Consider the following 11,997-nt stretch of genomic DNA (forward strand, 5'->3'; position numbering starts at 1 on the left):
CATGTCCAACGCGGTCCCCACGCCGATCGTCGATAGCCATTGTCATCTGGATTTTCCCGACTTCGAAGGCGAACATGACGCGCTGATCGACCGCGCGCGGGCCGCAGGCGTCACCCGCATGGTCACGATCTGCACCCGCCTGCGCCAGGAACCCCAGGTCCGCGCCCTGGCCGAACGCTATGACGGCGTCTTCTATGCCGCCGGCACCCACCCGATGAGCGCCGCCGAAGAACCGATGGCCACTGTGGCGCAGCTTGTCACGCTGTCCGCCCACCCGAAGTTCGTAGGCATCGGCGAAACCGGGCTGGACTACCACTACACCGCCGACAGCGCCGCCCGGCAGGCCGAAAGCCTGCGCGTCCATATCGAGGCCGCGCGCCGCACCGGCCTGCCCCTGATCATCCATTCCCGCGACGCCGACGACGACATGGCCCGCATCCTGGCCGAGGAACACCGGGCCGGGGCGTTTTCCTGCGTGATGCACTGCTTCACCTCGGGCGCGGCCCTGGCGCAGACGGCGCTTGACTTGGGCTTCTACCTGTCGATGTCGGGCATCGCGGCCTTTCCTCGGTCCGCCGACCTGCGGGCGATCTTCGCCGCCGCCCCCGTGGACCGCATCCTGGTCGAGACCGACAGCCCCTACCTCGCCCCGCCCCCGCATCGCGGCAGGCGCAACGAACCGGCTTATGTCGCAAAGACAGCCGCCCTGGTGGCCGAGGTCTTCGGCATGGACTACGCCCAGTTCGCTGCTCAGACCTCGGCCAATTTCGATCGGCTGTTCGCAAAGGCTGCAAGATGATCCGGGCGACGATCCTGGGCTGCGGTTCTTCGGGCGGCGTGCCCCGGCTGGGGAACCGCTGGGGCGCCTGCGACCCGGCCGAGCCCCGGAACCGCCGCCGCCGCTGTTCGCTGCTGGTGGAACGCCCCGGCCCCCATGGGGTGACGCAGGTGCTGATCGACACCGGCCCGGACCTTGTCCCGCAACTGCTGGATGCCAATGTCGCGACGCTGGACGGGGTGGTCTATACCCACGCCCATGCCGACCACATCCACGGCATTGACGACCTGCGGCAGGTGGCCTTCAATGCGGGCCGCCTGATCCCCGCCTGGGCCGACATGCCCACGTCGGAACAGCTGCTGGACCGCTTCGGCTATATCTTCAAGACCCCGCCGGGCAGCTACTACACCCCCATCTGCGACCTGCACCTGATCGACGGGCCTATTACCGTGAACGGTGCCGGTGGCCCGGTCACGATGATCCCCTTCCGCGTCCAGCATGGCGAGATCACCGCGCTGGGCCTGCGCATTGGCGGCATCGTCTATCTGCCCGACGTCTCCGAGATCCCCCATGCCGCCTGGCCCCTGATCCACGGGGCCGAGGTCTTCATCTGCGACGCTCTGCGCCCGCAGCCCCACCCCAGCCATGCGCACCTGGCCTTGGCGCTTGACTGGATCGCGCGATCCGGCTGCCCACGCGGGGTGCTGACGAACATGCATATCGACATGGACTACGCGACCGTCGCGGCGACGACGCCGGACCACATCCAGCCCGCCTTCGACGGCATGGTGATCGAGGCCGCGGCGGACATCCCCGACCACCCCGCCGCGCTATGAGCGCGCTGTTCACCATCATCGTCCCGGTCTTCCTGATCGTGGGCTTCGGCTATGTTGTGGCCTGGCGCGGCCTTTTCCGCGAAAGCGCGGTCGATGGCCTGATGGTCTTCGCCCAGAACTTCGCGGCGCCCACGCTTCTGTTCCTGTCCATGTCGCGCCTGGACCTGGGGGCCGAGTTCCGCCCGGCCGTGCTGCTGCCCTTCTATATGGGGGCCTTTTCCAGCTTCTTCATCGGCTGGGCGGGCGCGCGGTTCGTCTTCAACCGCCCGCCCATGGATTGCGTGGCGATCGGCTTCACCTGCCTGTTCTCGAACAGCCTGCTCTTGGGCATCCCGATCATGGAACGCGCCTATGGCCCGGATTCGCTGGCGGGCAACTGGGCGATCATCGCGATCCATTCGCCGCTGCTCTACACCTTCGGCATCACCTTCATGGAGTTTACCCGCGCCCATGGCAGCGGGTTGTCGGTGGGTCGCGTTGCCCTGCGCGCCATGACGGGGGTGCTGCGCACGCCGCTGGTGATCGGAATCCTGACCGGCCTGTCCATGAACGTGCTGCAACAAGCGGGTTTGGTGATGCCCGAGGGGTTCTGGGCCGCGGTGCAGATGATCGCCGACGCCGCCCTGCCCGCCGCACTGTTCGGGCTGGGCGGCGTCCTCTACCGCTATCGTCCCGAAGGCGACATGGGCGCCATTGCCATGTGCTGCGCCTGCTCGCTGCTGGTCCATCCCGGCATTGCCTATGCCCTGGCCCGCATCAGCGGCCTTGATGATGCAGGCCTCCGTTCAGCCGTCATGACCGCCGCCATGGCGCCGGGCGTGAACGCCTATCTCTTTGCGAACCTCTATGGCTCGGCCAAGCGGGTCGCGGCCACCACCGTCCTTGTCGGCACTGCCATCTCGGTCCTGTCGATCTGGATGTGGCTCGCAATCCTGCCGTAAGATTTCTTCTTCACTTAAATATCCCACAGGGGGTCCGGGGGACGTGAAGTCCCCCGGCTTTCACCGCGGCGTCACGCCCCGGATCCGCTCGGACCTGCGCCGCAACAACTCCACCGTGGTCAGCAGCGCGATGGAAAAGATCACCAGCAACGTCGCCACGGCCAGGATCGCGGGGCTGATCTGCTCGCGGATGCCGTTCCACATCTGGCGCGGGATGGTCTGCTGCTCGGGGCCGGCGATGAACAGCACCGCCACCACCTCGTCAAAGCTGGTGACAAAGGCGAACAGCGCACCCGAGATCACGCCGGGAAGGATCAGCGGCATGGTCACGCGGAAGAAGGTGGTGCGCGGATTGGCCCCCAGGGACGCCGCCGCCCGGTTCAGCGACTGGTCAAAGCCCACCAGCGTCGCCGTCACGGTGATGATCACGAATGGAATGCCCAACGTCGCGTGGGCCAGGATCACGCCGACATAGGTGCCCGCCAACCGCCCGCAATCCGTGGGCAGGCCAAAGATGCCCAGCATCTCGCAGGGGTTCGAATAGAAGAAGAACATCCCCGTCGCCGTAATGATCAGCGGCACGATCATGGGCGAGATCAGGATCGCCATGATCGCCCGGCGGAACGGCATCTCGGGGCGCGACAGTCCAAGGGCCGCCAGCGTGCCCAAGACGGTCGCCACCAGGGTCGAGAAGACGCCGATGATGATCGAGTTCTTCGCCGCCTTCACCCAGTTGGCATTGTTCCAGGCATCAACCCAGAAACCCCAGCCGGTCGCATCCGGGTTCTGCATCCCGAAGGTCAGCAGGCTTTCATACCAGCGGGTGCTGTAGCCCTCGGGGTCGAAGGACAGCATCCGGTCGGTAAAGGTGAAATAGGGCTCGGCGTTGAAGGACAGCGGGATGATCACCACGATCGGCGCGATCAGGAAGAAGAAGATCAGTCCGCAGATCACCAGATAGGCGTAATGCCAGATGCGCTCCAGCGGGGTTGCATAGGTGGGAACTGCCATGGATCACCCCAGCTTCAGGTTGTCGATGCCGACCATGCGGTCATACACCCAATACAGCAGCAGGACCGCGCCCAGCAGCAGCGCGGCCAGTGCCGCCGCCATGGACCAGTTCAGCGTGTCGGTCATGTGCATCGCGATCATGTTGGAAATCAGCTGGCCCGAGGATCCGCCGACCAGCGCGGGCGTGATGTAGTAGCCCACGGCCAGGATGAACACCAGCAGCGCCCCTGCCCCCAGCCCCGGCAAGGTCTGCGGGAAATAGACCCGGCGGAACGCGGTCCAGCTTGTCGCGCCCAAGCTGCGCGCAGCGCGGACATAGGACGGGTTGATGGTGCGCATCACGGAATACAGCGGCAGGATCATGAAGGGCAGCAGGATATGGGTCATGGCGATGATCGTGCCCGCCTGGTTGTAGATCATCTGCAGCCGCCCGTCCGGCCCGATCACGCCCAGCCAGACCAGGATGTCGTTGATCACCCCCTGCTGCTGCAACAGCACCATCCAGCTTGTGGTCCTGACCAGAAGCGAGGTCCAGAAGGGCAGCAGCACCAGGATCATCAGCAGGTTCGACTTGCGCATCGGCAGGGTCGCCAGAAGATGCGCGATGGGAAAGCCCAGCACGAAGGTGATGCCTGTGATCAGCAGCGACAGCCAGAAGGTGCGCATGAACAGCATCACATAGACCTGCTGGCGTTCCTCGACCTGGGTGATGCTGCCGGTTTCGTCCCGCTTGCGGTCCACGGCGGCAAGATAGAAATTGCCGGTCACGGGGCTGGACGCCTCTCGCATGGCGGACCACAGCGCGGGATCGCCCCATTCCTCGTCGATTTCCAGCAGGGCGGCTTGATAGGGCGGCTCGATCCCGCGCCGGACCTGGCGCCCGGTCGAGGTGAACAGCGACCGCGTGCCCGGCACGTCATAGTTGATGCGCGTGCCCACCACGCCGATGGTCCGCGCCTCGGCGCTTGCTTGCAGGTCAGTGGCCAGGGCGCTCCAGGCGGCCTCGTCGGGTTCCGTGCCGCGCGGGTTTTCGGCGAACCATTGCGACAGCGCCGGCATGTTGGCCGAGAAGCCGTCGTTATAGAAGGATCGCTGCAGCATCTGCCCGATCGGCACCACGAAGGTGATCAGGATGAAGGCCAAGAGCGGCAGCACCAGCAGAAAGGCGCGGCGCCGGGCCAGCGACTGCGACCGGGCCAGGGCGCGGGCCAGGGGCTTGCCATCGGCGGTCCGCAGCGCCCCGTCGGTCAGGCCGGTGGCCGTTGTCGCAATGGCCGCGTGCGGATCTAAAGCGTTCGCCATGGATTCCTCGGATATATCAGGGGCCGCCGCCCCGCGTCGCGCGGGACGGCAGCGGTCGTCAGGTCACGCTCCGGCCAGCCAGCTGTTGAACCGCTCGGTCAGTTCGGCGTCGTGATCGGCCCAGAAACCGGCGTCATTGACCAGGGCACGCTCGGCATTTTCGGGCGTCGTCGGCAGATAGGGGGCCATCTGCGTGGTGCCGTCCTTGTAGGTGCCGACGCTGGCCGCCGCCGATTTGCGCGGCGGACCATAGGCGATGTATTTCGACAGGTCCGCCTGCCGCGCCGGGTCCGAGGCGAAGGCGATGAATTCCATCGCCGCGTCGCGGTTGGGCGCCCCCATCGGCACCACCCAATAGTCCATGTCCAGGTTCGCACCATCCCAGACAAAGGCAAAGGGCTTGCCTTCATCGACGATGGCGTCGAAGATCCGGCCGTTATAGGCCAGCGTCATCGACACCTCCTTGTCGGCCAGCAGTTGCGGGGCTTGGGCGCCCGCCTCCCACCAGACCACCTGGTCCTTGATGCTGTCCAGCTTGGCGAAGGCGCGGTCCACGCCTTCGGGGGTGCCAAGGACCTCGTAAACCTGGTCCGCCGGCACGCCGTCGCCCAGCAAGGCAAACTCCAGGGCGTATTTCGGACGCTTGATGATGCCGCGCTTGCCGGGGAATTTCTCGAGGTCGAAGAAATCGGCGGCGGTCGTCGGCGCGCTGTCCGGGAAGGCCTCGGTGTTATAGGCGATGACCGTGGACCACACCATGATCGCGGTCGCGCATTCGTGCAGCGCCTGGGGCAGATAATCCTCGGTCGCGGGGGTGCCATCGGCGGCGGCGGGCAGGATCGCGGGGTCGATCGGCTCGATCAGGCCCTCGTCGCACAGCCGCAGAACGTCCGACTGCTCGACGTCGAAGACGTCGCTGGTGATGTTGCCGGCCTCGACCTGGGCCTTCAGCGTGGCCGGAGGGTTGTCGTTGTCCACCATCGTCGTCTGGATGCCGGTTTCGGCCGTGAAGGGCTTGGCGAAAGCCTCGTTCACGGCCGCCCCGAAGGCGCCGCCATAAGTGGTGATGTTGATCGGCGCATCCTGTGCCTGGGCCGCAACCCCGGCGATCAGCGCCAGTGCCGTTCCTGCAATCAGTTGTCTGGTCATGGTCAGCTCTGTCTAAAACATTCGGGGTTGCGGTCGCGTGCGGTCAGGAACCTGCCAGCCAGCTGTTGAACCGCTCGGTCATCTCGGCGTCGTGGTCAGCCCAGAACTCCGGGTCATCCACCACGGCGGTCGTCAGGTGGTCGGGTTCGGTCGGCATATGCGGAGCCATCTCGGTCGTGCCGTCCTGATACATCCCGACCAGCGGGGCGGATGACTGGCGCGCCGGGCCATAGGCGATGTATTTCGCCTGATCCGCAAGCGGCTGGGTGCCGGTCGCGAACTTCACGTATTCCACGGCGGCTTCGGGGTTGGGGGCGTCCTTGGGCACGACGAAGGCGTTGATTTCCAGATACTGTCCGTCCCAGATGACGTCGAAGGGCTTGCCCTCGCCGACCATCGCATCGAAGATCCGGCCGTTATAGACGGTGGTCATCACCACCTCTCCGTCCGCCAGCAGCTGCATCGGCTGGGCGCCTGCTTCCCACCAGATCACGTCGTCCTTGATGGTGTCCAGCTTGGCAAAGGCGCGGTCCACGCCTTCGGGCGTTCCCAGCACGTCATAGACATCTTCCGCGGCCACGCCGTCGGCAATCAGCGCCAGATACAGCGTGCGCTTGGGCGACTTGGGCAGGCCGCGCTTGCCGGGGAAGGTTTCGGTGTCGAAGAAGTCGGCGACGGTCGTGGGCGCCTTGCCCTCGAACTTCGTCTTGTCATAGCCGATCACCGTTCCCCAGACGATGTTGCCCACGGCGCAATCGGACAGCGATCCTTCGACGAAATCCTCGGCAGCCGGGGTGCCGTCGGCACCGGCGGGCAGGTCTGCGGGATCGAATTCCATCAGCGCGCCTTCGTCGCACAGGCGGATCGCATCGGCCATCGCCAGATCGAAGACGTCTCCGGTGACGTTGCCCGCCTCGACCTGCGCCTTAAGCGGCGTGGCCGGGTCGTCTGCGGCGATCATGTTGGCCTTGATCCCCGTCGCCTCGGTAAAGGGCTTGTTATAGGCCTCGACCTGGCTGACCTCGTAGGCGCCGCCCCAGGATACGACATTGACCTCTTGCGCGGTCGCCGCGAAGGCCATGCCGACCAGGGCGGTGGATAGAACCAGAGTGGTTTTCACGTTCTTGAACTCCCGTTGATGAATGGGCCGTTGCCCTTGTTCTTGGCCCCGCAGGGCTGAGGGCGGGCCGTTCCGCCCGCCCCTAACCGTTCAGCTTGCAAGCCAGCTGTTGAAGCGTTCGTTCAGTTCGGCGTCCCGATCGACCCAGAATTCCAGGTTCGACGCCAGGGCGTTGGTCATGTTTTCCTCGGTCGTGGGCAGGTGCGGACCCATCGGCTGATCGGTCCCCTCGATGTTTCCGACCAGGGCTGCGGCGGATTTGCGCGGGGGGCCATAGCTGATGAACTCGGCCGCACGAGCCTGCGGCGCGGGCGAGGTCGTCCAGGCCACGAACTTCTTCGCATCCTCCAGGTTCTCGGCCCCCTTCGGGATCACCCAGCCTTCCATCTCATAGATCTGACCGTCCCAGATGATCTCGAAGGGCTTGCCCTCGCCCTGGGCGGCGTTGAAGATCCGGCCGTTGAAGGCATAGGCCATCGTGACCTCGCCATCGGCAAGAAGCTGCGGCGGCTGGGCGCCGGCTTCCCACCAGATGACCTGATCCTTGATGGTGTCCAGCTTGGCAAAGGCGCGGTCCACACCCTCGGGAGTGCCCAGGACCTCATAAACCTCGGCGGCGGGGACGCCGTCAGCCATCAGCGCCAGTTCCAGGTTGAACTTGGCGCCCTTGCGCATGGTGCGCTTGCCGGGGAACTTCTCAAGATCGAAGAAATCGGCGGGGGTGGCGGGCTTGGCGTCGGGGAACTTGCTGGCGTCATAGGCCAGGACCATCGAATAGACGTCGGTCGCGACAAAGCAGTCGGTGATCGCGCCCTCGATGAAGTCCTCGGTGGCGGCGGTGCCGTCCTCGGCCGCGACCAGGATCGCGGGGTCGATTTCCTCAAGCAGGCCCTCGTCGCACAGCCGCACGGCATCTGCATATTCGACCGATGCCACATCGGTGGTGACGTTGCCCGCCTCGACCATGGCCTTGATCGGGGTTGCGGGGTTGTCGGCGTCGGCCATCGTCACCTTGATGCCGGTCTCGGCCTCGAAGGGCTTGGCATAGGCCTCCAGGTGGCTGTTGCCATAGGCCCCGCCCCAGGACAGCAGGTTTACCTCGGCAAGCGCGGGACAGGCGATCAGTCCAAGCGCGGTGGTCAGGGCAAGCGTGTTTCTCATTGATCACTCCAACTGCAAAAACATGCGGCGTTTGCCGTCATTCGTGGGCCGTCCGGGTGGCGCGACCCGCGATCAGACGGGATCCAGCGCGCGGGCATCCGCCGGATGCCAGCCGACCTTGATCTGCTGGCCGGGCTCCAGCCGGGTCTGGCCGATGGTGTTGCGCATCTTCATCACGAAATCCGCGCTGCCCGCCACCTTCAGCCGAGCCCGCAGGATGTCGCCCATGTAGATGACCTCGCAGACCTCGGCGGCGATCATGTGGGCGCCGGGGGGCATCATCTCGGGCTTGAACTCGACCCGTTCGGGGCGGACCGACACCAGCACCTGCTGGCCCCTGGCAGTCACGTTCACCGGCGTGGCGTCGATCACCTCGCCGGTGGCAAGGCGCACCAGGGCCTTGTCGCCCGACAGCTCCTCGATCACGCCGGGCAGCTTGTTGTTCTCGCCTATGAACTGGGCGACGAAGCTGTTCTCGGGGCGTTCATACAGGTCGGCGGGGGCGGCAAGCTGCTGAATGCGGCCGTCGTTGAAGACCGCCACGCGGTCCGACATGGTCAGTGCCTCGCCCTGGTCGTGAGTGACGTAAACCACCGTAATTCCAAGGCGATGGTGCAGGTGCTTGATCTCGAACTGCATGTGTTCGCGCAACTGCTTGTCCAGCGCGCCCAGGGGTTCGTCCATCAGGACCAGCTCGGGGTCGAAGACCAGGGCGCGCGCCAGCGCGATCCGCTGCTGCTGGCCGCCCGACAGTTGCGCGGGGCGGCGGTTGGCGAACTTGCCCATCTGCACCATGTCCAGCGCGCGCGCGATGCGGGTTTCGCGTTCGGCCTTGGACATGCCGCGGACTTCCAGCGGGAAGGACAGGTTCTCGCCCACCGTCATGTGCGGGAAAAGGGCATAGTTCTGGAACACCATGCCGATGCCGCGCTTGTGGGGCGGCACCTGGTTGATCGGCCGGCCTGCCAGGCGGATTTCGCCATGGGTCGCGGTCTCGAACCCTGCCAGCATCATCAGGCAGGTCGTCTTGCCCGAACCCGACGGCCCGAGCATTGTCAAGAATTCCCCCTTGCCAATGGCCAGGTTCAAATCTTTGACGACAAGCGTCTGACCATCGTAGCTTTTTTGCACATGTTCAAAGGCGACGAAGGCATCGCCGCGGGTCGTGTCCAGCAAAAGGCGCTCTCCCTGTTTCTGGTTCTCGTTGTCAGCGCATCTGCACGTTAAGCCCCTGCCCGGTAGTCGTGCAACACCATTTGCGACATTTCACCGGGGGTTTAGGTCGCTAACATGCCACGGTGACACCCGCCCGCCCGGGGGACAGGCCACCCCGAAAGCGGGCGGGGGCGCATGGCCTTGTGCCCCTGCAACCCTGCGGCTAGCGTCGCGGCCGATCCGAATCCCGCCCACCGCCAAGGACGCGCGTCCTTCGCCCCTGATCGAAGGATTGCCATGCTGGAGGCCCTGCTTCTGTTCGCCGCCGCGTTTTTCGGCGGGATGCTGAATGCCGTCGCCGGCGGCGGCACGTTCATCACCTTTCCCGCGCTTGTCTTTGTGGGGATCCCGCCCGTCGTGGCCAATGCCACCAGCACCATCGCCGCCCTGCCCGGCTATCTGTCCGCGGCCATCGCCTTTCGCGGCGACATCCGCCGCATCCAGGACGCGCCCTTCGCCAAGCTGACGATCTGGACGATGATCGGCGGCGCCATCGGCAGCGGGCTGCTGCTGGTCAGTTCGAACGAGGCCTTTTCGATCCTGGTGCCTTTCCTGCTGCTGGCCGCGACCCTGGTCTTCTATCGCGCCGACGACGTGCGGAGGATGGCCTCGCGCTGGCGGTCGGTGGTCAAGCCCTTCGGCCTGGGCATCCTGCTGCCGGTGGCGGTTTATGGCGGCTATTTCAACGGCGGCCTGGGGATCATTCTTCTGGCGGTCTTCGCCATGTGGGGCATGACCGACCTGCACGCGATGAACGGGCTGAAATGCTGGCTGTCCTTCGCCCTGTCGCTGATCGCCTTCGCGATCTTCGCGGCGGGTGGCGCGGTGGCATGGGGACCGGCGGCGCTGATGGCCGTGGGCACCATCGCGGGCGGCTATGCCGGTGCGCCCGTGGCCCGCATGATTCCCCGCGACAGGCTGCGTCTGCTGATCGCCGTGGTGGGCTTCGGCATGACCGCGATCTTTTTCTGGCGTCTCATCCAAGGAGCATGAACATGAGCGACATCAAGCGTATCGAGACCGGCCCGCGCATGAGCCAGGCGGTCATCGCCAACGGCATCGTCTGGCTGGCAGGCCAGGTGGGCGAACCCGGCGCATCCGTCACCGACCAGACCCGCGTGGTGCTGGAACATGTGGACCGCCTGCTGGCCGAGGCCGGGACCGACAAGACCCGCATCGTGTCGGCGCAGATCTGGCTGGCCGACATGGCCGATTTCGCGGAAATGAACGCCGTCTGGGACCAGTGGGCGCCGCAGGGCCACACCCCCGCCCGCGCCACGGGCGAGGCGAAGCTGGCCACCCCCGACTACAAGGTCGAGGTGATCGTCACCGCGGTCCTGTAACCGCCCGCAACACGGACCGGGCGGCGCGCAGACCCGGCGCCTCGCCCCCCTTTCCTAAGCGGTCCATGGTCAGGTCCATCGCGTCCAGTTGGGCCTGCCGGGCCGCCGGGTCGTTCAGCAACCGCAGCAGGGCCTGCGCCATCGGCGCGGGCTGACAGTCGCGCCCCAGGAATTCGGGCACCGCGCGGGTGTCGCTGACCAGGTTCACCAAGGTCACGGTGTCGGTCTTCAGAAGCATACCCACCAGCATCCGGCTGAGCGGCGCCATATCATAGCCGATCACCATCGGCACCCGGTTCGCCGCCAGATCCAGGCTGACCGTGCCCGATGCCGCAAGCGCCAGGTCAGCCGCGGCAAAGGCCGCGCGCTTCTGGTCCGCATCTTCGACGATCAGGGGCCGTATGGGCCATTGCGCGGTCAGCTGTCGGACCTGACCCACGACGCCGGGCACGGTCGGCAGCACCACCTGTATGTCGGGGGCATGGTGGCGCAGATCCGTCAGGGTCTCTCCAAACCGGGGCAGCAGACGCCCCACCTCGCCCGCGCGCGACCCCGGCAGGCACAGGACGACGGGATCATCGGGGGCGATGCCGTGGCCCGCGCGGAACAGCGCGGCCTCGTCCGGTCCCGCCACCTGGGCGGTTGCAATGGGGTGGCCCACGAAATCGCAGGACATGCCTGCCGCCTTCATCAAGGGCGGCTCGAAGGGCAGGATCGCCAGGACGTGATCGACCACCTCGGCCATCTTCAAGGCTCGCCCCGGCCGCCAAGCCCAGACCGAAGGGGCGACATAATGGATCACCCGCAGGTCGGGACGCTGCGCCCGCGCCGCGCGGGCCACGCGCAGGCAGAAATCTGGGCTGTCGATGCCGATGAGCGCATCCGGGCTTTCGGCCGCGACGCGGGCGGCTGTCTCGGCAATGCGGCGCTTGAGGTGGCGGTATTTCGGAAGCACCTCCCAGATGCCCATGACGCTCAGCTCCCCCATGGGGAACAGGCTGCCCAGGCCCTGCGCCGTCATCGCCTCGCCGCCGATGCCCACGAACTCGGCATCCGGCACCAACTCGCGCAAGCCCGCCATCAGCGCCGCGCCCAACTGGTCGCCCGAAGGCTCGCCCGCGATCAGGAAGAACTTCATGCG

12 protein-coding genes are annotated in these 11,997 nt (G+C 66.1%); 5 read left to right on the forward strand and 7 right to left on the reverse strand.

Going from position 1 to position 11,997, the window contains the following annotated elements; translation table 11 throughout:
* Nucleotide 1: 1 nt before the first annotated feature.
* From RAH32_RS02785 to RAH32_RS02795, 3 genes are read left to right on the forward strand one after another with little or no spacing between them, the layout of a single operon-like run.
* Nucleotides 2-799: a TatD family hydrolase gene (locus RAH32_RS02785; protein ID WP_306604875.1), complete on the forward strand. Its 798-nt coding sequence runs from the start codon at nucleotides 2-4 to the stop codon at nucleotides 797-799.
* The gene (locus RAH32_RS02790) at nucleotides 796-1,614 is read left to right on the forward strand and encodes an MBL fold metallo-hydrolase (protein ID WP_306604876.1); all 819 of its coding nucleotides are present in this window, start codon (nucleotides 796-798) and stop codon (nucleotides 1,612-1,614) included. The genes RAH32_RS02785 and RAH32_RS02790 overlap by 4 nt, the downstream gene beginning before the upstream one ends.
* The gene (locus RAH32_RS02795) at nucleotides 1,611-2,555 is read left to right on the forward strand and encodes an AEC family transporter (protein ID WP_306604877.1); all 945 of its coding nucleotides are present in this window, start codon (nucleotides 1,611-1,613) and stop codon (nucleotides 2,553-2,555) included. Before RAH32_RS02790 ends, RAH32_RS02795 begins: the two co-directional genes overlap by 4 nt.
* 60 nt (nucleotides 2,556-2,615) lie before the next feature.
* On the opposite strand, the gene RAH32_RS02800 is transcribed toward RAH32_RS02795, so the two are convergent.
* From RAH32_RS02800 to RAH32_RS02825, 6 genes are all read right to left on the reverse strand, one after another.
* Nucleotides 2,616-3,566 carry an ABC transporter permease gene (locus tag RAH32_RS02800; RefSeq protein ID WP_306604878.1) on the reverse strand — a complete coding sequence of 317 codons (951 nt, stop codon included), beginning with the start codon at nucleotides 3,564-3,566 and terminating at the stop codon, nucleotides 2,616-2,618.
* A 3-nt stretch (nucleotides 3,567-3,569) separates the two neighbouring features.
* Nucleotides 3,570-4,868, reverse strand: coding sequence for an ABC transporter permease (locus RAH32_RS02805; RefSeq protein WP_306604879.1), 1,299 nt, complete (start codon nucleotides 4,866-4,868; stop codon nucleotides 3,570-3,572).
* Nucleotides 4,869-4,931: 63 nt separating this feature from the next.
* Nucleotides 4,932-6,017 carry an ABC transporter substrate-binding protein gene (locus RAH32_RS02810; protein WP_306604880.1) on the reverse strand — a complete coding sequence of 362 codons (1,086 nt, stop codon included), beginning with the start codon at nucleotides 6,015-6,017 and terminating at the stop codon, nucleotides 4,932-4,934.
* A 43-nt stretch (nucleotides 6,018-6,060) separates the two neighbouring features.
* Nucleotides 6,061-7,137: an ABC transporter substrate-binding protein gene (locus tag RAH32_RS02815; RefSeq protein WP_306604881.1), complete on the reverse strand. Its 1,077-nt coding sequence runs from the start codon at nucleotides 7,135-7,137 to the stop codon at nucleotides 6,061-6,063.
* 90 nt (nucleotides 7,138-7,227) lie between these two features.
* Nucleotides 7,228-8,298, reverse strand: a complete 1,071-nt coding sequence (locus RAH32_RS02820) for an ABC transporter substrate-binding protein (RefSeq protein WP_306604882.1) — start codon at nucleotides 8,296-8,298, stop codon at nucleotides 7,228-7,230.
* A gap of 72 nt (nucleotides 8,299-8,370) precedes the next feature.
* Entirely contained in the window at nucleotides 8,371-9,474 is a 1,104-nt protein-coding gene (locus tag RAH32_RS02825) for an ABC transporter ATP-binding protein (protein ID WP_306604883.1), read from the reverse strand.
* Between the two features lie 276 nt (nucleotides 9,475-9,750).
* Between RAH32_RS02825 and RAH32_RS02830 the strand changes: the two genes are divergently transcribed.
* Together RAH32_RS02830 and RAH32_RS02835 are read left to right on the forward strand one after the other, a co-directional pair.
* Nucleotides 9,751-10,506: a sulfite exporter TauE/SafE family protein gene (locus RAH32_RS02830; protein ID WP_306604884.1), complete on the forward strand. Its 756-nt coding sequence runs from the start codon at nucleotides 9,751-9,753 to the stop codon at nucleotides 10,504-10,506.
* Nucleotides 10,507-10,508: 2 nt separating this feature from the next.
* A complete protein-coding gene (locus RAH32_RS02835; protein WP_306604885.1) occupies nucleotides 10,509-10,856 on the forward strand; it encodes a RidA family protein in 348 nt (115 codons plus the stop codon).
* Here RAH32_RS02835 and lpxB read toward each other — a convergent pair.
* Complete coding sequence (lpxB, locus tag RAH32_RS02840; RefSeq protein ID WP_306604886.1) at nucleotides 10,840-11,994, reverse strand: lipid-A-disaccharide synthase; 1,155 nt, start codon at nucleotides 11,992-11,994, stop codon at nucleotides 10,840-10,842. The genes RAH32_RS02835 and lpxB overlap by 17 nt on opposite strands.
* Nucleotides 11,995-11,997: the final 3 nt, after the last annotated feature.

Source organism: Paracoccus yibinensis (genome assembly GCF_030846195.1).
Classification (GTDB): domain Bacteria; phylum Pseudomonadota; class Alphaproteobacteria; order Rhodobacterales; family Rhodobacteraceae; genus Paracoccus; species Paracoccus yibinensis.

What these genes read in the sequence shown, in the direction of transcription:
- RAH32_RS02835 (WP_306604885.1), top strand. Translation starts at nt 10,509, where the DNA reads ATGAGCGACATCAAGCGTATCGAGACCGGCCCGCGCATGAGCCAGGCG.
- RAH32_RS02795 (WP_306604877.1), top strand. Translation starts at nt 1,611, where the DNA reads ATGAGCGCGCTGTTCACCATCATCGTCCCGGTCTTCCTGATCGTGGGC.
- RAH32_RS02790 (WP_306604876.1), top strand. Translation starts at nt 796, where the DNA reads ATGATCCGGGCGACGATCCTGGGCTGCGGTTCTTCGGGCGGCGTGCCC.
- RAH32_RS02800 (WP_306604878.1), bottom strand. Translation starts at nt 3,566, where the DNA reads ATGGCAGTTCCCACCTATGCAACCCCGCTGGAGCGCATCTGGCATTAC.
- RAH32_RS02830 (WP_306604884.1), top strand. Translation starts at nt 9,751, where the DNA reads ATGCTGGAGGCCCTGCTTCTGTTCGCCGCCGCGTTTTTCGGCGGGATG.
- RAH32_RS02820 (WP_306604882.1), bottom strand. Translation starts at nt 8,298, where the DNA reads ATGAGAAACACGCTTGCCCTGACCACCGCGCTTGGACTGATCGCCTGT.
- RAH32_RS02805 (WP_306604879.1), bottom strand. Translation starts at nt 4,868, where the DNA reads ATGGCGAACGCTTTAGATCCGCACGCGGCCATTGCGACAACGGCCACC.
- RAH32_RS02785 (WP_306604875.1), top strand. Translation starts at nt 2, where the DNA reads ATGTCCAACGCGGTCCCCACGCCGATCGTCGATAGCCATTGTCATCTG.
- lpxB (WP_306604886.1), bottom strand. Translation starts at nt 11,994, where the DNA reads ATGAAGTTCTTCCTGATCGCGGGCGAGCCTTCGGGCGACCAGTTGGGC.
- RAH32_RS02810 (WP_306604880.1), bottom strand. Translation starts at nt 6,017, where the DNA reads ATGACCAGACAACTGATTGCAGGAACGGCACTGGCGCTGATCGCCGGG.